Genomic DNA, 24297 nt, shown 5'->3' on the forward strand with positions numbered 1-24297 from the left:
AAAGCCTCCAGACACAGACCAATGACACCGATCATCGGAAAGGACAGATGGGCGACAGTATAGACGGGTCTTCTAACGCAGCGCCCCGCGCGCAGCCGGAAGGCCAGAGAACCGCGTCAAAAGGCTGGCTTGGCCGCCTCTTTGGCTCAAATGACACCGCAGAACCTGGTGCAGAGCGCCCGGTCGCCCCCTTGGCACCTGCTGGGCAGGTGCATGGCATGGTCAACCTGCGCCGCATGCGCGTTGAGGATGTGGCCGTTCCCAAGGCAGATATCATCGCGGTGCCCAACACCATCACCAAAGCCGAGTTGGTGCAGCTGTTTCGCGACAGCGGCCTGACGCGTCTGCCGGTCTATGACAACACGCTGGACACGCCGGTGGGCTTTGTCCATCTGAAGGACTTTGCCCTGCGTCACGGCTTTAACGGCAATGGCGACGGCGATTTTGACGTGACCCGCGTGCTGCGTCCGCTGCTGTTTGTGCCGCCTTCGATGACCATTGGCGTGCTGCTCACCAAAATGCAGACCGAGCGGCGACATATGGCGCTGGTGATTGATGAATATGGTGGTGTGGATGGTCTGGTGACCATCGAAGACCTGATTGAGCAGGTGATTGGCGACATCGAAGACGAACATGACATCGAGGAGGCGGACCTTTTTGTGGAGGAAAAGCCCGGATGTTATCTGGCGCTTGCCAAAACCCCGCTGGAAGATTTTGAGGCCGCCATTGGCCGCTCGCTGACCCACCACGAAGAGGTAGACCGCGAAGAGATCGACACCTTGGGCGGGCTGGTCTTTATGCTGTCTGGTCATGTGCCGGCGCGCGGCGAGGTTGTGGAAAGCCCTGACGGTGTGGAGTTTGAAGTGGTGGACGCGGATCCACGCCGGATCAAACGCCTGAGGGTCTTTGTGCCAAGCCCGTCGGTGGTTGTGCAGGATGGCTGACACCAACAGCTCGGAGGGGCGGCGCGGCTGGCGCGCTGTGCCCTTCCGAATTGCCGCGGGCGGGGCCATGCTTGGCTCCATGGCCGGGCTGGGCCATCCCCCCTTTGATCTTTGGTGGGCAACCCTTCTGGCTTTCGCGGCGGTCTTTTACCTGCTGCATGAAGTGCAGCGCGGACGGGAGACCGTCTGGCTCGGGCTGGGGTTTGGCACCGGCTACTTCGCCATGTCCCTGCATTGGATTGTCGAGCCGTTTTTTGTCGACCCATTGCGCCACGGCTGGATGGCGCCATTTGCCATTGTCTTTATGGCGGTGGGCCTGAGCCTGTTCTGGAGTGCGGCCTTTTGGCTGGCCAAGCGGTTGCATCCTTCAGGCTGGCCGGTTGTGCTGACACTGACCGGGGCGGAGCTGTTGCGGGCCTATGTGCTGACGGGCTTTCCCTGGGGAATGCCGTCTTATGCGCTGGTGGACCGGCTGGCAGGGCAAGGCGCGGCCTTTGTGGGGCCGCATGGGCTGAACCTCATGTTGTTTGCTGTGAGTTTGGCGCTGGGGCTGGCGGCGGTGGCAACACGCGGGCGTTTGCCATTGGCGGCGCTGGGCGTGAGCGGCGCAGTGGCTTTGGCCTTGCCGATGGCTTCGGCGGAGCCTGAGGCGCAATCGGAGCAGCCTCTGGTGCGTCTTGTGCAACCCAATGCCCCGCAGCATCAGAAATGGGATCCGGAATACACTGGCCTTTTCTTTGAACGGTTGGTGCGCGCCACGGCAGCGGGCGCGCAGCGCCCTGAACTGATCGTTTGGCCGGAAACAGCGGTGCCGGTTCTGTTGAATTACTCCGAGGAGACGCTGCAGATCATCAGCCGGTCGGCTGCAGGTGTGCCGGTCGTGTTGGGCATCAACCGTTTTGAAGGCACGCGCATCCACAACGCCGCGATCTTGCTGGATAGCACCGGTGAGGTTGCCGCCACCTATGACAAACATCATCTTGTGCCGTTTGGCGAATATATCCCGCTTGGCAATCTGATGGCGCGCTTTGGCATCACCGGTTTTGCAAGTCGCAGCGGGGACGGGTTCTCGCCGGGGCCGGGGCCTGCGCTGATGGATCTGGGAACGCTGGGCAAGGCGCTGATGCTGATCTGCTATGAGGCGGTCTTTCCGCAGGATGTATTTAACGCACCGGAGCGCCCCTCGTTCATTCTGCATCTGACCAATGATGCGTGGTTTGGCTCTTTCTCCGGCCCGTTTCAGCATCTGGCGCAGGCACGGATGCGGGCGATTGAGAGCGGCTTGCCGGTGCTGCGCGCGGCCAACACCGGTGTGAGCGCTGCGATTGACGCGCAGGGGCGCGTTTTGCAGGCGCTGGAGCTCAATACCGAAGGGTATCTGGACGTTGCCTTGCCCGCGCCGCGCCCACGCACGGTTTATGCGCGCAGCGGGGATTGGCCGATCATTGCAGTGGTGTTCTTGCTGCTATGCGCGACAAGCTTAACCCTGTGGCGTAAAAGCAATTGACCTGACATTTTTGCTCGGGTAGGGCGGAGGCCTATTTGTCGTCACAACGGCTTCCTGACGTGGCGATTGATCTTCTATTGGAGCATTTCATGACACGACAGAACTACACGTTTACTTCCGAAAGTGTTTCGGAAGGGCACCCAGACAAGGTCTGTGACCGTATCTCGGACGCCGTACTTGATGCCTTTTTGGCGGAAGAACCGGAGGCCCGGGTGGCCGCAGAGACCTTTGCCACCACCAACCGCGTGGTGATCGGCGGGGAGGTGGGCCTGTCAGATCAGGACAAGCTGCACGACTATATGGGCAAGATCGACGAGATCGCGCGCGCCTGTATCAAAGACATCGGCTATGAGCAGGAGAAATTCCACCACGAGACCGTGGAAATCACCAACCTGCTGCATGAGCAATCCGCCCATATCGCGCAAGGCGTGGATGCAGCCGCGGACAAGGACGAAGGTGCCGGGGATCAGGGCATCATGTTTGGTTATGCCACCACGGAAACCGAAGCGCTGATGCCCGCCCCTATTCAGTATTCCCACGCGATCCTGCGCCGTCTGGCGGAAGTGCGGAAATCCGGTCAGGAGCCAACTTTGGGCCCGGATGCGAAGTCTCAGCTTTCTGTTGTCTATGAAGGCGGCAAGCCGGTGGGTGTGAGCTCCATCGTGCTCTCAACCCAGCATCTGGATGAGAGCATGACCAGCGCCGATGTGCGCGCCGTGGTCGAGCCTTACATTCGCGAAACCCTGCCTGAGGGCTGGATCACGGATGCCACCGCATGGCACGTGAACCCGACCGGCAAGTTTGTGATCGGTGGCCCGGATGGGGACGCAGGTCTGACAGGCCGCAAGATCATCGTGGACACCTATGGCGGCGCTGCCCCACACGGCGGCGGTGCTTTCTCTGGGAAAGACCCAACGAAAGTAGACCGCTCGGCGGCTTATGCGGCGCGTTATCTGGCGAAAAACGTGGTTGCTGCGGGCATGGCGGAGCGCTGCACCATTCAGCTGTCTTACGCGATTGGTGTGTCTGAGCCGCTGTCGGTCTATGCTGACACCTTCGGCACCGGTGAGGTCGCCCCGGCGGACATCGAAAAAGCGATCCGCAAGGTGATGAGCCTGACACCGCGCGGCATTCGCGAGAAACTGCAGCTGAACAAGCCGATCTATCAGCGCACGGCAGCCTATGGCCACTTTGGCCGCACACCGGATGCGGATGGTGGCTTCAGCTGGGAGCGCACAGATCTGGTGGACGATCTGAAAAAAGCGATCTGAGCACTGCTTTGATCTGAAATTTGAAAAGCCCGCCGGTGATTTCGGCGGGTTTTTTTGTCGCGCTCCGGGGCAGGCAGGGGCCTGTGCAGCAGCTCTTCTAAGGAGCGCATTGGTTTTGCCGCGTTTTTGTGCGAGTTTTGCAAAAAACGAGGGAGGACAAAGGGATGCTGTTGGAAGTGGCACTGCCGCTGGCGCTGGCCATTATCATGTTTTCGCTGGGCTTTGGTCTGACTTTTGCGGATTTTGGCCGGGTGTTCAGCCTGCCGCGCGCGGTTTTGACGGGCATTCTGATGCAGGTGGTGGCCCTGCCTGTGGTGGCCTTTGTGTTGGTCAGCCTCACCAGCCTGCCGCCCGGTCTGGCGCTGGGGGTGATGATCCTGTCGTTCTGCCCCGGGGGCGTGACCTCCAGTATTCTCACCAAGCTCGCGGGAGGGACGGTGGCCCTGTCGATCACGCTCACAGCGGTGGTCAGCTTGCTGGCCGTGCTGACAGTGCCTGCGCTGGTGGGCTGGTCCACCCACTATTTCCTTGGCAGCGCGGCGCCGGAGCTCAATGTCACGGCGATTGGCATGAGCATGTTTGTCATCACGGCGGTGCCGGTGATGATTGGTGTGCTGTTGCGCTTTGTCGCGCCTGATTTTGCCGACCGTCACGAGGGCAAAGTTTCTTTGGTGGCGCTGGTGCTGTTTGTCATCATGGTGGCGGCGGCGCTGGCGGACAATTGGGCGATGTTTGCCGCCAATGTGGGCACGCTTGCGCCAGTCCTGATCGGGCTGAATGCGGTGCTGTTGCTGTTGGGCGTGGTCGTGGCGCGGGTGGTTGGCCTGTCCGGTGCGGACGGCCTCTGTATCTCGGTGGAGATGGCGGTGCAAAACGCGACACTTGGCATCACCGTGGCTGATATGGTGGCCGCGGTGGCAGGCATCCCGGAATATGCGGTGCCCTCGGCGGTTTACGGCATCACGATGTTTGTGGTGACCATCCCCGGTGTGTTCCTTTTGCGCCTGATCTTCGGCAAAACTTGACCTTTGGCGCGGCTTTGGGCAAAGGCTGCGCGCAAAGATCGAGGATCACGCTGCCATGTCTGACGACACCAAACCCACCAACCATCCCTCAGGCGCGCCCTGGCGCAACTTCTATGGCCGCTTCAAAGGCAAGGGGCTGCGCCCCAGCCAAGAGGCCTATCTGGATGAGGATCTGGCGGCTCTGTCGCCGGGCAAGGTGAGCTGGGAAGAGAACCCGGAACGCGCGCATATCGACTTGAAGGCGCTGTTTGGCGACAAAGACGTCTGGCTTGAGGTCGGCTTTGGCGGCGGTGAGCATATGGTGCATCAGGCGGTGCAGAACCCCGATGTGGGCATCATCGGCTGTGAGCCTTACATCAACGGTGTGGCGATGCTGCTGGGCAAGATCCGGCAGGCGGGGGCAGACAACATCAAGGTGCATCCCGGTGATGCGCGCGACATGTTTGATGTGCTGCCCGACCAGAGCCTCAGCCGCGCCTTTCTGCTCTATCCTGATCCATGGCCCAAGAAACGCCACCACCGCCGCCGCTTTGTGACACCTGACCATCTGGAGCCGCTGTCGCGCAAGCTCAAGCCCGGTGCGATTTTCCGCGTGGCCACAGACATTGAGGACTACGTGCGTCAGACGCTTGAGCAGGTGCCGCGCCATGGCTTTGAATGGCTGGCGGAAAAGCCCGCAGATTGGCGGGAGCCATGGGAAGATTGGATTTCCACGCGTTATGAGCAGAAGGCGTTTCGCGAAGGCCGCAAGCCGCATTATCTGACTTTCAGGAAGGTGTAAGGGGGCCAGCCCCCTCAGCCTGCGGCTTCACCCCCGGGATATTTTTTGAATGAGAAAGCCCCGTGCATTTACGGGGGGGCTTTGTTGCGCTAACAGCTTTGGCAACTGAACAAAGGATGACGCGCATATGTCCGGCCATGGCACCCCGATCCCGATGACTTCTTCCCCCTGCGGCCCGCTTTTTGGTGAGGCGCATGTGCCCGGTGACAAATCCATCAGCCACCGCAGCCTGATCCTTGGCGCGATGGCGGTGGGGGAGACCAAAATCAGTGGTTTGCTGGAAGGCGAAGACGTGCTGGACACCGGCAAAGCCATGCAGGCTTTTGGCGCGGAGGTGATCAACCACGGCGAAGGTAACTGGTCTGTGCATGGGGTGGGTGTTGGCGGTTTTGGCGAGCCGGACACGGTGATTGACTGTGGCAACTCCGGCACCGGCGTGCGCCTGATCATGGGGGCGATGGCCACCAGCGACATCACGGTGACCTTCACCGGAGATGCGAGCCTCAATGGCCGTCCGATGGCGCGTGTGACCGATCCGATTGCGCTGTTTGGCGCCACCTCAGTGGGCCGCTCCGGCGGGCGTTTGCCCATGACCATTGTGGGCGCGCATGATCCGGTGCCGGTGCGCTATGAGGTGCCGATGCCGTCGGCGCAGGTGAAATCTGCGGTGCTGCTGGCCGGGCTGAATGCACCCGGACAGACTGTGGTGATTGAGAAAGAAGCCACCCGCGATCACACCGAGCGGATGCTGGCAGGCTTTGGCGCGGAGATTACGGTTGAGGAAACCGATGAGGGCCGCGTGATTACCCTGACCGGTCAGCCGGAGCTGAAGCCGCAGACCATTGTGGTGCCCCGTGATCCAAGCTCGGCGGCGTTTCCCGTCTGTGCCGCGATCATCACGCCCGGCTCGGATGTGCTGGTGCCCAATATTGGCCTGAACGCAACCCGTGCGGGGCTGTTTTATGCGCTGCAATCCATGGGCGCGGATCTGACCTTTGAAAACGAGCGTGAAGAGGGTGGTGAACCTGTGGCGGATCTGCGCGCGCGGTTCTCGCCTGACCTCAAAGGCGCTGAGATTGACCCCCTGCGCGCGGCCAGCATGATTGATGAATATCCGGTGCTGTCTGTTGTTGCGGCCTTTGCCGAAGGCGACACGGTCATGAAGGGCGTAAAGGAGCTGCGCGTCAAGGAGAGCGACCGGATTGACGCCATGGCCAAAGGGCTGCGTGCCAATGGCGTTGAGGTGGAAGAAGGGGACGATTGGTGGATCGTCAAAGGGCGCGGCCATGGCAATGTGCCGGGTGGGGCGACCTGCGAGAGCTTTCTGGATCACCGCATTGCGATGAGCTTTATGGTGATGGGCATGGCCACACAGAAGCCGGTGAGCGTGGATGACGGCAGCCCGATTGCCACCTCGTTCCCGATCTTTGAGCCGCTGATGGCTGGGCTGGGTGCCGCAATCAAGCGGAGCTGAGGCGCGCGCACTGGCGCTCTACATTCGATAAGACACAAAAAGCGGCTCGGGTTTGCCGGGCCGCTTTGCATTTGGGATGTTTGCGTGAGGGCTGAAAGGCGAGGTGCCTGGCGTCAGCTTTCAGGCTCGTTCAGCATATTGTCGATCATGGTGAGATGATCGCTTTTGAGGGGCTTGTTGATATAGCCGCGGACAACCGGGAAAGATTTCGCGCGCTCCATATCGGCCTCAGAAATAGAGGTGGTGAGCATGATCACAGCGGCGCGGGCAAAATCATCGCCGAATTCTTGGCTGGCGGCTTCGAGGAATTCAAAGCCGTTCATGCGGGGCATATTGATGTCGAGCAGAATGGCGTCAGTTGTGATGCCATTTTTGGAGCGCAGGAATTCCAATGCGGACTCCGGCTCATAAAACTGTTCCAGCGAGCCGACGATCTGCGAGCGCTCCACAATTTTCTGATAGATTTTTTGTTCGACTTTGCTGTCGTCGATCATCATCAGATTGTTGATCATCTTAGCTTTCCTTAATGCGCACCCGGAACTGGCTGCCCTCTCCAAATTCGGACGTCACCTCAATTTTGCCGCCATGGTTCATCGCTATGCGTTGACATATCGCAAGGCCAAGTCCAGAGCCAGCATAGTCTTCTTGCGCATTAAGTCGTGTAAAAGGCGTAAATATCCGCCCCTGAAGCTCACTTCGCATGCCAATACCGTTGTCTGTGACTGTGAAAGCCACTTCGCCGCGCCGGGATCTCTCTGTGGTGACAGAGATTTTTGGGATCCGGTCGGGGGCACGGAATTTGATCGCATTGCTGATCAGATTTTGCAGAAGCTGCCGCATTTGTGCAGGGTGGGCGTTGATCTTGGGCAGGGGTGCGCGCTCGATTTCTGCACCGCTTGCGATGATGTCGGCTTTGAGGTCATCCAGAACCTCGCTCAGCAGCACATCCATATCCACCTCGGAGCGCTTCATCTCGCTGCCGATCGCGTTGGTGTATTCCAGCACATCGTCGATGAGCTGTGCCATGCGTTGGTTGGTGGCGGTCAGGTCTTCAAACATCTCCGCGTCATCTTCCGACATATGCGGGGCAAGGGCCTCACCCAGTTCAGAGATGAGCAGAGAGGTGGTGTTGGTGGGCGCCTTTAGATCGTGGGAGGTGGCATAGGCAAAGGCGCGCAGCTCGGCGTTGGCGGCACTCGCGAGGCTCACCTGCTGAAGCAGTTTGGCATTGAGGTTGCGGATTTCGGTCAGCTGGCGGCGGTCCTCTGAGACATCCGCGTAAGTGAGCAATGTACCGTCAGCGCCAAGAGGCAGCGTTGTGCGCACATAGGTTTTCCCGTCGGAGAATTTGAACTCATTGGTGCTATTCAGTTGCAGGCCGTCGTTGGATAGATGCCCCAGAAATTCCGTTTTTGTCCTGCCTTTCAGCGGTACGGTTCCGTTATCAATCAACGTTTCAACAACTTTCTGGAAGTTGTTGCCACGCTTAAGCAGGGCATGTCCGTTTGGCGCGCGGTCTTTGGCAAATTGATTGGCAAATTCGATCGCACCCTGTGGGGATACCAAAACGATGCCGAGCTGTATTTGATCCACCAGCGTTGAGGCGAATTTGCGGCGGGCCTGCGTGGTGCGTTTTTGGCGCCAGCGCGCCCAGGCAATAAAGAGGACCAGAATTGAGGCGGCACCAATGAGCAGCGCGTTTCGGACGAATGTGATGCGGCTGTCTGTCCAGAACACAGGCGTGCCGAAATATTCTTCGCGGATTTGAGTGTCCATGGAGGAGGCCAGATAGCCGGGGATCACCGCGTTGAGGCGCTCCCTTGTCTGACCGAGACCAAAGCGCAGGGCGATGGCGCGGTCGACGCTGTGGATCGGGGTTTCGATTTCGCGGATCTGATCCTGAACGCCGAGACCGGCTGCGGCCACGGTGATGGCGTGCCTTGGGTACAGGATTGCATCGACCTGTCCGACCAGAAGGCCATTTAGCAAAGCGTCGGGTCCGTCAAAGATGCGCAGTTCCAGACCTTCATGATTTTCCGCCAGTTGTCGGGCAACGCCAACGGCTTCGACGCCAAGCCGCGAGCCCACCAGGGAATAGAGGTCGGAAATTTGGCGACCTTCGCCAACGCGCGTGAAAACCGCAAAGGAGGCCCGATCAATCGGCGCGGTGAAGTCCATACGCAGGCGGGCTTCTTCGTTGATCGCTGCTTGAGGCAGAAGGTCATAGCGATCCGGCGCTGGACCAAGGGCGAGGCCCTCCTCGTCAATTTCAACAAACTCGATGGCGATCCCGGCGGATTTTGTAAGGTGGCGGATGGTGTCGACGGAAAACCCGGAAAAGGTGCCATCCGGATTGATCATGGAGTAGGGTGGGGCGTGAAACACACCCACTTTCAGCACGTCAGGCTCTAGAGGCGCAACAGAGACCCGGTTTATGTTGCGCAGCTCCTCAAGGGTGCCATCCGCCTCCAATTCGGCGATTGCCTGGTTGATGGCGGGCATGAGGTCTGAGAACTCGCGGCGCAGGGTGATGACACGGTCAAAATTCCGCAGCGGCGGGCCAACCGCAAGGATGCGGTGATCAAGACGGAGCGCATGGGCGTCTGCGAGCGTGACGTTGTCACTGGCAATCAACGCATCGACCGTACCGCGTAGCAGTTCCATGATGGAATTGGTCGAGACCGGAATTTCTACGGGGATGTTGCGCGCAATAAAGGAGGTGCCTTCGGTGCCAACCGAGACACCAGGAACAGCGATCTTAGCATCAGACATCGTGGCCGGGTTGAGGGTTTCCGCGTCTTCGGTGCGGATAAATATCCGCATATGGGTTTGGGCTATTGGGTCTGAAAAGATGTTGTTCTCAGCCAGCACCGGCAGCGCGGCAATGGCCGGCATCAAGTCGATATCGCCCAGAACTTGCGCCCGGATGAGATCTTCTGCGCGGGAGAATTTTCGAAACGCGATCTTGAAGCCGGCACGTGCCGCCACCTCTCGGATGACTTCGGCGCCGAAGCCGCCTGCGCTGCCATCCGGCTCAACGCGAAAGAGGGGGGCAATTTCAGTCCAGCCCACAACCAAAGACGCTTCAGAATGCTGAGCTTTCGTACGTTCTGCCATGCCAAACATCACCGGCAGCGCGAATACAAGGATCGCAAAGTATCTAGTCATAGTCGCTCTCGTAGTGCGCGAGTGTTCTTGGGAGGTTTAGTCTTTCGGCCGTTTCGCGATTTATTTGGGTAGATGATGTACGATACATGCATCTATCGCGACGATCTACCTTTGGGGGAGGTGTATACAACTTTCGGATAGTGTTGAATATGTCACATTTTTTGAATGGAGGCGCCAAGATTGAGGTTGGCTGCCCTATAGGCATTGATGAAAGGGTCATTGAAAATGGGGCTTATGTTCCGAGCAGTGCATTGAGCGTGGCGAGCAGAAGCGGTTTGTCCTCTTGCCAGTCCGCATCGGGGCAGTGTTGCAGGGTCTGCAGCGTGTCCCACATGTCGGTTTGTCCCAACACAGCGGCGGAACCAGAGAGCTTGTGCGCGGCGTCGCGGTCCGCTTCGGTCAGGTGCGATTTATGTTCAAGGGCTGCAATGAGTTGCGACAGATCTGCGTTCATTTCCGCAAGCGCCTTGGCAAAGCGCTCGGGGCCAAAGCGGGCGAGATATTCGTTTTCCGGCTCAGCAGGCGCGTTGGCGGGCTGATCGGTCAGCCGCATGTCAAAGACGCCCGCGAGGCATTGATGCACTGCGGCGCGGGAGACGGGCTTGACCAGCAGGTTGTGAAAACCGGCGGCGAGGATCTTTTTGTGATCCGCCGGTGCCGCGTGGGCGGTCACGGCGATTGCCGGGAGCGGCAGACCGTCCTCAGCGTTCTCGCGAATTCTGCGTAGGGTCTCGATGCCATCGATTTCCGGCATGCTGATGTCGAGCATCAGAACGTCAAAGTCCTGCGCCTCAACCTCGGCTATGGCATCAAACCCGTTGGAGACAGAGGTGACGGTGGCCCCAAGCTCTTCAAGGATTGCGGACAGGATGTTGCGGTTGATCTGGTTGTCGTCACAGACCAGAGCGTGAATGGCGCGCGGTAGGCTTGTAAGCGTTGACGGGGCGGAAGCGCTTTGCGGTGCGGTTTGCGCATCGGCAACGGGAAGCGGCAGACGCAGGACAAAGAGGCTACCTTCGCCCAAGAGGCTGTCTGCGTCGATGTCCCCGCCCATCTGGGTGATCAAACGCTTTGTGATCGCCAACCCCAGACCCGTGCCGGAGTTGGTGCGGGCAAAAGCGGTGTCGATGGTGACAAACTCTTCGAATATCCGTTCGAGATTTTCAGGAGCGATGCCCACGCCGGTGTCGGCAACGCGGATTTCGACGTCGCCACCTGAGAGCCGTTCGACCTCGACGTTGACGACGCCGTTTTGGGTGAACTTATTGGCATTGCCGATCAGATTGACCAGACAGCGCTGAAGCGAGCGTGGAGCGCCGCGCACATAGCCCAAGTTCTCGGACTGGAACGAGACTGAAAGCGTGTTGTTCTGCGCTTTTGCGCCGGGTTGAAGACTGTCCGTGACTTCGGTGATCAGGGCGCTCAGATCAAAGGTGGCGCTTTCATCGAAATTCGCGTCTGAGGTCAGCTTGGAGAAGTCGAGCACGTCGTTGACATGTGACAGAAGCAGATCGCCGGAGACGGCGATGGCGTTGAGATGCTGTTTTTGCCTGTCGCTCAGTGATGTCTGATCAATCAGGTCGAGCGAGCCGAGGATGCCATTGAGCGGGGTGCGCATCTCGTGGCTCATCACGGTGAGCAGGTTTGATTTGGCCTTCTCGCCAAGTTGGGCTTTTTCCAGCGCATCCTTGAGCGCTTCTTCGGCTTCAAGCTCGGCCGTGATGTCGCGCAGGTAGGAGACAAACACAGTTTCCCCCGCCGCTTGTGACAGGGAAATGGAGAGCTCGACCGGAAAGACCTCGCCGGATTTGCGCAGGCCCTGCAGGCGAACACGGCCCGCGTCGATGACTTTGCGGTCTCCTGTACGCAGGAAACGGGCCATGCCTTCGCGGTGGGCATCGCGCAGGTGGTGAGGCACGATCAGGTCTACCATGTCCTGACCAAGAACCTCTTCGCGTTGATAGCCAAAGACCGACTGTGCAGCGCCGTTAAACTCGATGATGTGACCCTTGGCATCCACAACCAAGACCGCATCAAGAGAGGAGGAAATGGCCGCCTCAAAGCGGGCGCGGGCGATGTCGCTGATCAGGGAAATGGATTTGCCCTGCCGATGCAATCCGATCAGCGTGGCAAGTGCGCCAAACAGCACGGTGATCAGGACAACGATGCCAATGGCAAGGCTGCGCAGGGTGTCAGAAAAGGTTTCGCGACGGGCGGTTTCTTGCGCCGTGAAGCTAGCGATGCCGGAGTGCGCCAGGCTACGCACCGCTGGGGCCAAGGCGGTGATGTCCTGATAGATGCCATCAAGTGCTGCGCGTAAGGCCGCATTGTCCGCGTCGATGGCGGGGGTGGTCTTGTCCAGAAAGTCGGTGGCCATCTTCAACTGGCCGACAATTTCGGGCTCGTCTTTGAAGGATTGATACAGCGCGCTTTGCCGCAGGGTGGTGATGCGGCTGTAGAAGATGTCATAGCGTTTGCGCAGGACATTCAGCTCTGCCTGGGGGCCGTTCAATGCGTCCAGCGTGACATTCTGCAATCGCAGGAGTTCGACCTCCAACTGCGACATACGCCAGCTGACGTCATCGTGCTGCGCGGTGGACAGCACGCGCAGGTCGGTGGTCACAGAGCGGCCAAGCAAGCCGATGATAATCAGACTTGCGATCAAAAGCGCGCCAAGCGCTATGAGTGGCCACCGCCCCAGCATCAAAGAGTGTTGATCGCGTATCGTGCCTACCCCGGATGGTTAATTGGCAACCACTTCAATCTGACTGAGCTGCCATATGCTGCGAGAATAATATTCTTCAGACTTATACGCTGCGTTGCCTGCGAATGGGTAAACGATCCAAAGTGGCCCTTTGTCGCGCAGAGACATTTCTTCGCCGTTGCGCAGATAGGCCACGATGGGGCCATTGGGCACCGCGTCACTTGTCGGGATCGATACAGCATAGTCATTGGCAGCAATGGCAATCAATTTGCCGTTGCTGGCACCGACATGTTCCAGAAGGCTGTGAAGGGGGACGCCCACAAAGGTTTGTTCGCCTTCGGTCCAGATGGTTTCGGTCTGAAAGCTCTCGCTGGGCAGGGTGCGCAGGTCTTCGGCGCTGAAGCTCCAGGCACCGCCATCAGAGGATGTGGCAACATCGCCGTAAACTGCAAGGATGGTTTCGCTGGCCGCCGAAGTGGCAAGGCAGGCTGCAGCGGCGGCAGAGAACAAAACGGATTTAAACATATTCATGGGGCCGACTCCTGTGGATTTCTTACATCGCAGAAGTGTTGTGCCACGGCTTGATTTTGGGCGGGGACGCGCATTGGGTTACGCGACTAACCTTTCGTATAGTCGCCCATACCATTCGCCGCGCGGGCGCACCGGAAGTGTGCCTCGCCATGGCGCAATCTATGCGGGTTTACTCAAACCTATCGAATTTGCGTTGTTTTTGACCTTGGGTCATTAGGGGAAAGGTAAGATTACCATGCCATTTGAATTCTATAAGGATAAGGGAGCGCTCTCTGGTTCTGGCACCGCTTGCGAGTTAGGCTCGGGTCAGGCCAATCACATAGGGCGACCGGTTTCGATGCGAATTTTACTTGCTGATGATCATGGAATGGTTCGGGAAACCATTTCTGCCTACCTCACCTCTGAGGGGCGTGCGGCCGTTGTTGCGGTGTCTGACTACTTTGAAGCCATGAAGGCGCTGGAGCAGAAGGGGACCTTTGATCTCGTTTTGCTGGATTTCAGCATGCCCGGCATGAACGGGCTTCAGGGATTGACCGACGCTTTGGCCAAATATCCGGAACAGCCCATAGCGATTGTCAGTGGCACCGCCCCCAACAAGGTGGCGCAAGAGGCGCTGGATGCGGGCGCGATCGGGTTTCTGCCCAAAACCATGGGGGCCAAATCCTTGGTGAACGCGGTGCGCTTCATGATCGCGGGAGAGAGCTTTGTGCCGCCCAGCGTGATGGCAGGGGGCGAAGCGGATGAGGAAACCGCTTTTGCCAAGCAGTTCAGCCAGCGCGAAAAAGAAGTGCTGACCGGGCTTTGCAAAGGGCATTCCAACAAGGAGATCGCGCGGGATCTGGATCTTCAGGAGGTCACGATCAAGCTGCATGTGCGTACCCTTTGCAAAAAGCTGAATGCGAAGAACCGCACGCAGGCGGCGCTGATCGCGAAAGAGGCGGGCTTTGAGTAGGGGCTTGCGCCCCCAAGCCCACCTCTAAGAGCCTGTCAGAACAGGATGGTGTCATAGAGATCGCCGAGATCGGCGGCCGTGCCGTCCAGCACCAGCGTGGTGCTGTTTGACAGGGAGATCTGCAGATCATCGCCAGAGCTTGTGACATGCGTGGCAAACCATTGCAGATGTTCCGCGTCACTTGCGCCCAACTCCAGGCGGCGGAAGTCCAGACGGTCGCCCTCATCGGTGTCGTAATCCAGAATGCGGTCGGTGCTGCCATCCAGATCATCGCTGCGGAAGATGAAACGGTCAGCGCCGCTGCCGCCGGAGGCGAGGTCTGCGCCAGCCCCGAGGTATAGCCGGTCGCCGCCTGCGCCGCCGTCCAGAGTGTCATTGCCTGACGCGCCGCTGAGATAGTCGCGATCATCGCCGCCATTGAGCACGTCGTTGCCGCTGTCGCCGCGCAGGCTGTCGCGACCCAAGCCGCCGGTGAGCACATCGTCGTTCAAACCGCCGCGCAGATCGTCACTGCCCTCGCCACCATCAAGCTGGTCGTCGCCGGACCCACCCCGGAGGGTGTCTGCGCCATCGTCGCCGTTGAGCGTGTCATCGCCTGATCCGCCCACAAGACTGTCATCGGCTGCGCCGCCTGAGAGTGCATCGTGGCCACTGCCGCCTTCGAGCGTGTCAGCATCTGCGCCGCCGTTGAGGGTATCGTAGCCGGACCCGCCGCGCAGCAGATCACTGCCTGCGCCACCTGAGAGCGCGTCGTCGCCTGAGCCGCCATCTAGGGTATCCGCACCGGTGCCGCCCTCCAGCGTGTCGTCTTGGCCGCCGCCTGACAACAGATCGTCGCCGGTGCCGCCATAGAGGGCGTCTGAGCCGGAGCCGCCAATCAAGACATCATTGTTTGCGCCGCCATCCAGCGTGTCGTGGCCCGCGGAGCCTTCCAGTGTGTCGTCTCCGGCACCGCCAAGAAGCAGGTCGTCATCCTCTGGCAGGAGGTTGCCGTACTGGTCATAGCGCAGCCCGCCGTCGTAGTCGGATATGATGCTGCTTTCATAGTTGGGACCAGCCCCGCCGTGCAGATAGTCGTTGCCGTCGTCACCGCGCAGCGCGTCTCCGGCGCTGCCGCCAAAAAGGGCGTCTGTGCCGATGCCGCCGTTGATGGTGTCATGCCCCGCATTTCCGGAGAGATGGTCATCATAGGTCAACGCGCCTTCGGTGGTGGCCACAAGCTCCAGATCGCGCAGCAGCACAGAGGAGCTGAGATCCACCTCGGCAAAGGGGCTTTCTGCGGTCGGGTCAGCGGCACCATCGTTGGAGTAAGACCGTGGTGCGTTGGTGATCAGATGCAGGGCCGCTTCGCCGGTGTCCGGATCGATGATGACCTGATAGATGCCGCCTGAGCTGCGGGTGCTGTTGTTCATATCGTGATCACCGGAGTTGCCGCCCACATAGAGCGTGCCATCGGCATCCACGATCGCAGCACCAAAGGTTATGGCCGGTGCGCCAGCAAGGGTTTGCCCATCCACCACGGTTGATGTGACCGGAACGGTGGAGAAGGTGGGCTCACCAGAAGAGATGTCCACGACCAGAAGGATGGTGTCTTGACCTTCCCCCGGTGGGCGGGCAACGCCGTAGAATTTCTGGCTGCCGGCATCGTAGGCCACGTCATAGACGCGATGCTGCACCAGAGAGCGGGGCAGGTGATGCACGGTAACCTCAGGGTTGCCGTTTTCGTCAAACGTATCGACGTCGATCACCGCGATGCGGTCCATGCTGGATTCAAAAGACCAGAGATTGCCCTGATCGTCAAAATCCCCAGTCCAGGAGCGGTAAGGCGTTTCACCGATCCGGTAGCTGTGGCCTTCGGCATCGAGCATGATCAGATCAGAGCGCTGAACCGCATTGCCAAGGCTGTCGACACCGTTGCTGACCGCAATCGCATAGAGCAGATCGTCTTCGGCGTTGTAGCCCATGGAGTTCACATTGACCGTGCCTGCGGCGCCTGCGATCTCATAGCTTTGGGTTTCCACGTCAAAGACATGCAGTGTGCCGTTGAGCACCTGATAGAGATTGGATTGGCCATCCGCAAAGGCCGCAACTGTCACTGTCTGCCCGCCGATCTCCATCTCTTTGTCATAGTGGAAAGCAGGGCCTGAGGTGTCGATGACCGGGCCTTGGCCTTCGCCCTGAACCGAGCGGATGGTGATTTCAGGCGCATCGCTTTGTGCCGTAAAGGTGGTCTCGAAAGTGGAGAAGGCCCCGCTTTCTGAAGAGAAGTCGCCGACCACCACTCCGTCGACCAGCACCTCGATTGAGGCGTTGGTCAGGCCGGCAGAGAAGTTGGCCGCGAGATCAAAGCTCAGGCGGTAGACGCCGTTTTCAGCCAGCGAGAGGCTTTGGCTCATGGATTGGTGGCCGCCATCCAGGTCGGTGATGGCCCAGTTGCCGCTGTTGGCATAATCCTGAAAGCCGGAGGCGCCAGAGGTGCCAGACAGCAGGTTTTCCTGAGCGTGATCGCCGTGGATGACATCGTTTCCAGCAGAGCCGGTGAGCGTGTCATCCCCGTCCAGCCCGACCATGAGGTCGCTGGTTTGCGTGCCATCAAAGGCGTCGGACAGAATTGTCCCGATGAGTGTGTTTTCTGTTGGATCAGGCATAGCCGTTCCTTTCCTGTTTCTCGGAGGCGTGTGGGCTTACCAGCCGATGCCGTTTACGGCGATGTTGCGGGGAGCGGTGTCAAAGAGGCGCACCACGTCGATCACCTCGATATCCGGGTGGCGGGTGACGGCCTCGCGATAGGTGTCGCTGGCGTGGCAGACGATCACCGCATCCACAGATTGCATCAGCTGATCGATGTCGTCACACAGCATGTCTTTGAGCTGTGCCGAGAGGGTCGCCAGACCCTGACTGCCATGTTTGGTATAGCTGGCGAGGCCTTCCAAAGGGGTGTCTTTGGTGACGGCGGCGTCATGGGCCAGCAGCTCTACGCCTTGGCCTTGCAAAGTGGCCATGGCCTCAAGGATCGGACTTTCGCGCAGATCGTCGGTGCCCGGCTTAAACGCAAGACCGAGGACGCCGACGCGCCGGGCACCTGTGGCCAAGGCCATTTCGACTGCGCGGTTGATCTGTTCCGCGTTGGAGCTTTCCAGATTGCCGATCATGGGCAGCGACACACCGTGTTTTTCCGCCACATATTGCACCGCGCGCACCTCTTTGGGCAGGCAGGAGCCGCCGTAGGCAAAGCCGGGTTTGAGGTAGTAGGAGGACAGGTTGAGTTTCTGATCCTGAGTGAAAATGTCCATCACGGCGTGGCTGTCGACACCAAGCGGTTTGCACAGACGACCGACCTCATTGGCAAAGCAGACCTTGGTGGCGTGCCAGACGTTGTCGACGTATTTGATGGTTTCCGCCACTTCGATGGTGGTGAGGATCGGATTGTCATCCACAGGGGCATAGATCCGGCGCATGATTTCCGCGGTGGCAAAATCAGTGGTGCCGATCACGGTTTTGGGCGGGTGATGGAAATCAGAGATTGCCACGCCTTCGCGCAGAAATTCCGGATTGAAGCAGATGCCGAAATCGCGGCCCGCTACTTTGCCGGAGACCTCCTCCAGAATGGGGGTCATCACAGACATGGTGGTGCCCGGCGGGATCGAGCAGCGCATGGCAAAGACGTGAAACCCCTCTTTGTCGCGCAGCCCTTCGCCCATCGCGCGGGAGGCAGCCCGGATGTAGGTGTCGTCACAGCCGCCATCAGCTGCGGTTGGTGTGCCAACAGAGACAAAAGTCACATCCGTCTCGCGCACAGCGGCGGTGAGATCGTCGGTTGCAGAGATCAGCCCATCGTTGACGCCCTGTGTGAGGGTTTCGCTCAGATCCGCCTCATGGATCGGGCTTTTGCCGCGGCCGATTTGCGCCACTTTGCCAAGATCCAGATCGACGCCGATCACACGGTGCCCAAGTGCTGCGAGGCAGGCGGTGGACACCGCGCCGACATAGCCGAGACCTACGATGCTGATGCTGGCCTTCTCGCTTGGGATGGGGGTAACAAGCTCAGCTGGTTGGTTTGAAAAATCGCGGAATTCCATAAAAACGTCCTCCTGTTTGAATTGAGCTTAGGAGGAAGCCCGCAGTCTTTTTGCTGGCGTTAGATCAGGTGGGGATGGCTTTGGGTCACGTGGCTATCCTTTTGATAAAATTGGAAATATCTCCAAAAACGACAAAGCCTGCATGAGGGGACATGCAGGTTTGCCGCGTGGGCTGTATTGGGGTCGGCGTTGCCACAACCCACGTTGTGTTATTCACTTTAGGGCAGGGGCGGGCCAAGCGGATTTGCGCGAAAGGATAGGACGCGCCTCAAAACGGCAGCTCGATCAGCCCGACGTATATCATCAGCAAAGTCAGGAAGCCTGCGACCGCTGTGACCAGCTGGAACTTGGCAAAACCGTTGCGCAGCTGCTCCAGAAGACCATCGCCATCGCCTGCGCTTTGATTGCCCCGGTTGGACCATTTCTGCTTGGAGAGATGGAAGATCATGTAGATTTTGACCGACGCGTTGATGACCTGGTTGAGGTAGAGAATGAACGGCCAGGTCATGTCAGCGCGGCGGCTGTAGCCAAACAGGAACATGCAGAGCACGACGCGGGAGAAGATCACCCAGATCAGGCAGTTCCATATGTAGCCGGGGGCCACGATGCTGCCGAGCACGGCCATGAAAGGGCTCACCATCATGGTCCACATGGCGATGCGTTGATCGACCACGCACCACCAGATGAAGAACGGCATCCGGCGCGGGCCAAGCGCTATGGCGCGGCTGCCGTTGCGCAGCATATTTCCGGACCAGCGGCGGAAGTTCTGCACCATGCGCAGCAGGCCGTTTTCTTTGATGACTTCGATGGTGTAGACCGTGGCATCCGGCACATAGGTCATCTTGGCGCCCACGCTCAGCAGCCGGTACCAGGTGGATTTGTCATCCCCTGACAGGAAGCGGAACCGCCCCCAGAGCCAGTGATTGAGGTGGTCGGCTTCAATGGTGCGGATGAACTTCGGATCGACGATGTGGCGGGCGCGAAAAACGCTCATCCGGCCGGTGAGGGTGAGCACACGGTTGGACAGGGCGTGGCTCTGCATGGCGAGGCGGCGCTGGGCAAAACGCATGTCGAGCCATTTGGCGATCCATGTGGGGCCGTAGCAGATCACCTCTTCGTCGGTGGTGAGCGCCTGAAGCTCCGGATCATAGGCAAACATCGACAGGGTTTTCTTGAGCACATCCTGCCCGTAAAACGCGTCGCCATCCATAAAGATGACCATATCGTCGGGGTCCGCACCAGCCCGCGAAATGGCGCGCAGGATCAGCCCGATCGCCATGCGCTTGCCCGGTTGGTTTTGCCGGATAAAGACCAGCTCGGCCAGATCATCGGGGATGTCCTGGGCATAGGTGTTTACGAACTGGCGGATGATGTTTTCATCATAGGCGCTGCCGGTGCCGATGTAGAGCGTGGTGGGAATGCGCTCGCGTTTGATCTGGCCAAGGATGGAGCCAATCACCCGTTTGGTGATCGAAGGTTCCTCGTAATAGGTGGTCATCTGGATGTGCAGGCGCTTGGGGCGCCAGCCTTCCTGCCAGAGCGCATCGGCGCGGGCGCGTATGTGGGGCCACTTCAGGCGGGCATAGATCATGGCGCGCACCGAATGGGTGAACCACCAGCCAAAGCGCCACAGGCCCAAAGCGCCGAGGATCACGGTGATATGCAAAGCGTTGGGATCGACAAAGCGGTTGGGGACATTCACCAGCAGCCAGAGCAGCGCCGCGATCACCGCCATGAGGGCAAGGATATTGGGCAATGTCCAGCGCGCCCAATAGGGTTTGATCGGGGTCTGCAGATCGCGCAGCTTGAGGGTCAGATCCTTGTCAAAGGCGAACTCGGACAACTCACTCATCGCGGCTCACCAGAGATTGAATGCGGGCAATCATGCGCTGGCCAACCGCGCGGCGGGTCTGGATATTAACCGGCGCGTCGCGGCGCAGCAGGGATTTGGTCTGCGCCGGAGTGATATCCTGGGGGGTGACGGTGACGATGATGCCAAATTCGCCGGGGCGGCGGGGATCGGCGCCCGCCCGCACATCGGTGACGGTGCCGGCGATGGTGGTTTTCTGGCCAAGGCTGTTGACGCCGATATGCGCCTCCATCCCGATGAAGATGGCCTCGGAATACCGTTCGGAGACCCAGCCCATGGCCACGCGCGGTGTGTCAGACTCAAAAACAACCGCGAGATCATCGTGGCGGTAAGGTTGCCCCTTGCGCACCAGAACCTCGTGCACCACCCCATCTGAGGGCGCGCGCACGTGGCTCATGGAAATCGCTGATTTGTTGGCGTCGCGGGTGGCGCGCAGGCGGCGCACCTTGGCGTTGTGTTCGAGTTCCAGCTCTACGAGTTTGTCCAGCGCAAAGGCAAAGGGGTCAAAGGCTGTGGCGGCTTCGGGATCATGTGTTTGAATATCGAGCCAACGCTTCCAGAGGGCGTCAAAGCCGCGATCGCCGATGAACTGCGCATAGATCTGAGCCGCAAGTGCGCCCCGCACCTGAAGGGGCTGTGTTTCATCTAAGGCTTCAAGCATGGCGCGGGCTTCAATGACGCGGTCGAGCTCCTTCTCTGCAAGGTTCAGGCGGGCGCGGGTCTGGGACAGTTCTGCCTGTGCGGCCGGATCGCGCAGACGCACCATGACTTCGCCTGCCTCAACCCGCTGGCCGGGGACCACGTGGATGGATTTCACAAAGCCCTCACTGGCGGGGAGGTCTTCGGCGATGGGGGCGACGACGCGGCCGTGCTGGATATTGATGCGGGTGAGGCCGTTGAAGAGGGCAGAGCCAAGCACCGTGGCGATGAGGGCTGCCAGCAGCAGGTAGATCACCACATGGATCACCGCACGCACAGAGCCGGGCATCTTGGATTGCTGGTTGGTGGTTTTCTCTTCTTCGGTCTCTTCCATGGGCACGAGATCAACGGGCGTATCAAGGCTCATGATCACGTCTTCGCTGCTGGCCATGCGACCGGACAGGATGGAACGGTAAAATAGCGCTAGCGTTTCACGCTGACGCCCGCTGAGGCCTTCAAAGGCCACTGTGCCGTCGGCATCCGGTGCCGTCAGACGCACGTCAAAGCGGACATCGACCCCCTGAAAAGGCACGCTGAGGGTGCCGGATTGCGGGGGTGATCCTGCGTCCTCGGGCCAGTCAAAGCCAGCAAGCGACCACGCCTCAATGCGGATTTGGTCGCCGTTCGGCGTGTCCAAAAACAGCGGGGCGTGCACCTTCCAGCTGAGCTGGGCGCTGGGGTTTTCATGGCGGATTTGCACGGGCACTCTCACAGGTTGAATGCCCAGAAGGTAGCTGGCCGGTGGCGCAAGTGCGCGCCGCGCTCAGGTATGGTTGAGGTGGCAAAAGGCAGCGCGACTATACGCAGGTATAGGCCTGCTCACTTTGGTTGCGACAAGGTCGGGTGTTGCGGCTCAGCGGGACAGTCCGGCGTGGGTGTTGAGGAAGAACTGCGAGAATATCGGGCCGCTGGCGGCGCCAATTTCGCGGGCGTCCTGACCCACCACAGCCTCTTCGATGCGCGGCACGATCAGGCCGCGTGTGTCCTGATTGACCAGATAGCGCCGGACCCGCTCCACCAGCTCTTGGCGGACATCGGCGGGAAAAGCGCCGTCGATCAGAATGGCCTCAAAATCGACCACGGAGCAGACCGACAGCGCGGCCTTGGCGAGCTCCTGCGCGGTCTGGCCCAGCCAAGGATCGACATAGCGGCTGAGCACCGACCAGTCTTGTGGCTGGCTCCAGAGCATGTCGGGGTTGAGGCCGGCCTCAATCAGCCGCGTTTCCAGAAGGTGGATCGAGGCCACATCAATGAGCTGGCGGCTTTCGCCCATAGGGCCTGTGGCGCGCATGGAGCCAAGCGCGCCTGCGTTGCCCTGATTGCCCTCAAACACACTGTCATTCATCACGATGCCGCCGCCAACAAAGGAGCCGACAAAGAAATAGGCATAGTCGCGGAACTCTTTGCCACGGCCATAGAGATGCTCGGCGCGGCAGGCTGCGGTGGCGTCATTTCCAACAAAGATGGGCAGGTCGCTGAAGTGCGCCACCTCTTCGGCAAAATCGATGTCTTTCCAGAGCTTGAACTGCTCTGCGGCGGGGCCTGCCAGATCGCTCCATCGCCAGAGCTCAAAAGGGGCGGCGACGCCGATGCCGCAAATGCGCGCGACCTCCTCGGCGCTGAGAGCGGTGAGCAAAGTCTCAAGGCTGTCGTGCAGGAAAGAGAAGACATCTGCGGGCAGCGGGTAGTCGTAGGTGGTGTGCTCTGAGGCACGTACATTGCCCGCAAAATCCAGAAGCAAGAGATCTGCAGTCCGGCGGCCGATCTTCAATCCCAACGCCAAGACCCCGTCGGGGTTGAGAAGCATGGGAATGGAGGGCTTGCCCACCTTACCGCGTGTGGGTTCGCCGCGTTGAAGCAGGCCATCGCTTTCCAGTTTGCGCAGCATGGTGGAGATCGCCGGTGGCGTCAGCCCCATGCGTTTGGCGAGGTCGATGCCAGGCAGGGCGCCCTGCCGCTGCAGGATGGACATCAGAAGGCGTTCATTGTGGTTGCGGACGCGCCGTTGATTCACGCCGCCGCTGAGTGCTCTGATTTTTCCGCCATCCATATGGCTGACCATAAAAGGCTCCTCCCAGCTTTGAAAGATAGGGCGCTTCGATTATTTAATAAAGTTAATTTATTTATTGACAGCTCTTGGGGAATCGCCGTTACCTATGGGGGCATCCTGCGTCACGAATTAGAGGCAGGCCTGGAGCTGGAGGGAGCCAGATCCAAATATTGCGAACCTTGGGAGGACATTATGAAAAAGCTACTTGCGACATCGGCCCTTGTTTTGGCCGGAATGACGGTCAGTGCGGCGGCGGATGTGAGCGCGTGCCTGATCACCAAAACAGACACCAATCCGTTCTTTGTGAAGATGCGCGAAGGCGCGACGGCAAAGGCCGAAGAACTGGGCATCACGCTCAACAGCTATGCGGGCAAGGTGGATGGTGACCACGAAACTCAGGTGGCGGCGATTGAGACCTGCATTGCTAATGGCGCGAAAGGTATTTTGCTGACAGCCTCTGACACCAGCTCGATTGTGCCAGCGGTGCAGCAAGCGCGGGATGCGGGCCTTTTGGTGATTGCACTCGACACGCCGCTGGAGCCGATTGACTCTGCGGATATGACCTTTGCCACCGACAACTTCCTGGCTGGAGAGCTGATCGGAAAATGGGCGGCAGCGGCGCTGGGCGATGAGGCGGCCAACGCAAAGATTGCGATGCTCGATCTGGCGGTGAGCCAGCCCACTGTGGGTGTTTTGCGCGATCAGGGCTTCCTGAAAGGCTTTGGCATTGAGCTGGGCGATCCCGGCAAATGGGGCGATGAGACCGATCCACGCATCGTGGGCAATGACATCACCGCTGGCAACGAGGAGGGTGGCCGCCGCGCCATGGAGAACCTGCTGGCCAAAGATCCGATGATCAATGTGGTCTACACCATCAACGAGCCTGCCGCTGCGGGCGCTTATGAAGCGCTGAAGGCGATTGGCCGTGAAAATGACGTGCTGATCGTGTCTGTGGATGGTGGCTGCCCCGGTGTGGACAACGTCAAGGACGGCGTTATCGGCGCGACCTCGCAGCAATATCCGTTGTTGATGGCGTCCAAAGGCATTGAGGCGATTGCCGCCTGGGCCAAAGACGGCACCAAGCCGCAGGCCTCTGACGGCAAGGAATTCTTTGACACCGGTGTGTCGCTTGTCACCGATCAGCCGGTTGATGGCGTGGACAGCATCGACACCGCCAAAGGCACCGAGCTTTGCTGGGGCTGATCGCGGCCAAGTCGTGTTAACCTGACGCGAGAGGGTGGG

General features: G+C 59.5%; 17 protein-coding genes and 1 riboswitch. Of the genes, 8 read left to right on the forward strand and 9 right to left on the reverse strand.

Translation table 11 applies throughout. The features are described 5' to 3' along the window. Nucleotides 1–47 precede the first annotated feature (47 nt). From J7412_RS04840 to aroA, 6 genes are all read left to right on the forward strand, one after another. Entirely contained in the window at nucleotides 48–944 is an 897-nt protein-coding gene (locus J7412_RS04840; RefSeq protein ID WP_209061837.1) for a hemolysin family protein, read from the forward strand. Further along, on the forward strand, nucleotides 937–2451 hold the full coding sequence (gene lnt, locus J7412_RS04845; protein WP_247743775.1) for an apolipoprotein N-acyltransferase: 1515 nt from the start codon (nucleotides 937–939) through the stop codon (nucleotides 2449–2451). The genes J7412_RS04840 and lnt overlap by 8 nt, the downstream gene beginning before the upstream one ends. A gap of 35 nt (nucleotides 2452–2486) precedes the next feature. After that, nucleotides 2487–2536, forward strand: a riboswitch (SAM-SAH riboswitch). A gap of 4 nt (nucleotides 2537–2540) precedes the next feature. Further along, nucleotides 2541–3722 carry a methionine adenosyltransferase gene (gene metK / locus J7412_RS04850; protein WP_209077664.1) on the forward strand — a complete coding sequence of 394 codons (1182 nt, stop codon included), beginning with the start codon at nucleotides 2541–2543 and terminating at the stop codon, nucleotides 3720–3722. A 128-nt stretch (nucleotides 3723–3850) separates the two neighbouring features. Beyond that, complete coding sequence (locus J7412_RS04855) at nucleotides 3851–4747, forward strand: bile acid:sodium symporter (protein WP_348540461.1); 897 nt, start codon at nucleotides 3851–3853, stop codon at nucleotides 4745–4747. 55 nt (nucleotides 4748–4802) lie between these two features. Beyond that, nucleotides 4803–5528 carry a tRNA (guanosine(46)-N7)-methyltransferase TrmB gene (gene trmB / locus J7412_RS04860; protein ID WP_209077669.1) on the forward strand — a complete coding sequence of 242 codons (726 nt, stop codon included), beginning with the start codon at nucleotides 4803–4805 and terminating at the stop codon, nucleotides 5526–5528. A 127-nt stretch (nucleotides 5529–5655) separates the two neighbouring features. After that, a complete protein-coding gene (gene aroA / locus J7412_RS04865) occupies nucleotides 5656–7002 on the forward strand; it encodes a 3-phosphoshikimate 1-carboxyvinyltransferase (RefSeq protein WP_209077671.1) in 1347 nt (448 codons plus the stop codon). Between the two features lie 113 nt (nucleotides 7003–7115). Here aroA and J7412_RS04870 read toward each other — a convergent pair whose 3' ends face one another. From J7412_RS04870 to J7412_RS04885, 4 genes are all read right to left on the reverse strand, one after another. Then, nucleotides 7116–7514, reverse strand: coding sequence for a response regulator (locus J7412_RS04870; protein ID WP_209077673.1), 399 nt, complete (start codon nucleotides 7512–7514; stop codon nucleotides 7116–7118). Between the two features lies 1 nt (nucleotide 7515). Next, nucleotides 7516–10170, reverse strand: a complete 2655-nt coding sequence (locus tag J7412_RS04875) for a transporter substrate-binding domain-containing protein (protein WP_209077675.1) — start codon at nucleotides 10168–10170, stop codon at nucleotides 7516–7518. Nucleotides 10171–10402: 232 nt separating this feature from the next. Next, entirely contained in the window at nucleotides 10403–12835 is a 2433-nt protein-coding gene (locus J7412_RS04880) for a PAS domain-containing hybrid sensor histidine kinase/response regulator (RefSeq protein WP_247743776.1), read from the reverse strand. A 78-nt stretch (nucleotides 12836–12913) separates the two neighbouring features. After that, entirely contained in the window at nucleotides 12914–13405 is a 492-nt protein-coding gene (locus J7412_RS04885; RefSeq protein WP_247743777.1) for a molybdopterin-dependent oxidoreductase, read from the reverse strand. 337 nt (nucleotides 13406–13742) lie between these two features. On the opposite strand from J7412_RS04885, the gene J7412_RS04890 reads away from it, so the two are divergent. Continuing rightward, the gene (locus tag J7412_RS04890; RefSeq protein ID WP_209061821.1) at nucleotides 13743–14357 is read left to right on the forward strand and encodes a response regulator transcription factor; all 615 of its coding nucleotides are present in this window, start codon (nucleotides 13743–13745) and stop codon (nucleotides 14355–14357) included. A 35-nt stretch (nucleotides 14358–14392) separates the two neighbouring features. Here J7412_RS04890 and J7412_RS04895 read toward each other — a convergent pair whose 3' ends face one another. The 5 genes from J7412_RS04895 to J7412_RS04915 form a co-directional block, all read right to left on the reverse strand. Continuing rightward, nucleotides 14393–17005, reverse strand: coding sequence for a calcium-binding protein (locus tag J7412_RS04895; RefSeq protein WP_209077676.1), 2613 nt, complete (start codon nucleotides 17003–17005; stop codon nucleotides 14393–14395). Between the two features lie 36 nt (nucleotides 17006–17041). Continuing rightward, nucleotides 17042–18436 (reverse strand): nucleotide sugar dehydrogenase, encoded by a 1395-nt coding sequence (locus J7412_RS04900; protein ID WP_209077678.1) that lies wholly within the window; start codon nucleotides 18434–18436, stop codon nucleotides 17042–17044. Nucleotides 18437–18704: 268 nt separating this feature from the next. Continuing rightward, the gene (locus J7412_RS04905) at nucleotides 18705–20288 is read right to left on the reverse strand and encodes a glycosyltransferase (RefSeq protein WP_209077680.1); all 1584 of its coding nucleotides are present in this window, start codon (nucleotides 20286–20288) and stop codon (nucleotides 18705–18707) included. After that, nucleotides 20281–21705 carry an HlyD family efflux transporter periplasmic adaptor subunit gene (locus J7412_RS04910; protein ID WP_209077682.1) on the reverse strand — a complete coding sequence of 475 codons (1425 nt, stop codon included), beginning with the start codon at nucleotides 21703–21705 and terminating at the stop codon, nucleotides 20281–20283. Before J7412_RS04910 ends, J7412_RS04905 begins: the two co-directional genes overlap by 8 nt. 153 nt (nucleotides 21706–21858) lie before the next feature. Next, entirely contained in the window at nucleotides 21859–23055 is a 1197-nt protein-coding gene (locus tag J7412_RS04915; protein ID WP_209078302.1) for an ROK family transcriptional regulator, read from the reverse strand. A 192-nt stretch (nucleotides 23056–23247) separates the two neighbouring features. Between J7412_RS04915 and J7412_RS04920 the strand changes: the two genes are divergently transcribed. Continuing rightward, nucleotides 23248–24258, forward strand: a complete 1011-nt coding sequence (locus J7412_RS04920) for a sugar ABC transporter substrate-binding protein (RefSeq protein ID WP_209061812.1) — start codon at nucleotides 23248–23250, stop codon at nucleotides 24256–24258. The last annotated feature ends 39 nt before the right edge of the window (nucleotides 24259–24297 follow it).

Source organism: Shimia sp. R9_3 (assembly GCF_017743755.1).
In the GTDB taxonomy this organism is placed as follows: domain Bacteria; phylum Pseudomonadota; class Alphaproteobacteria; order Rhodobacterales; family Rhodobacteraceae; genus Shimia.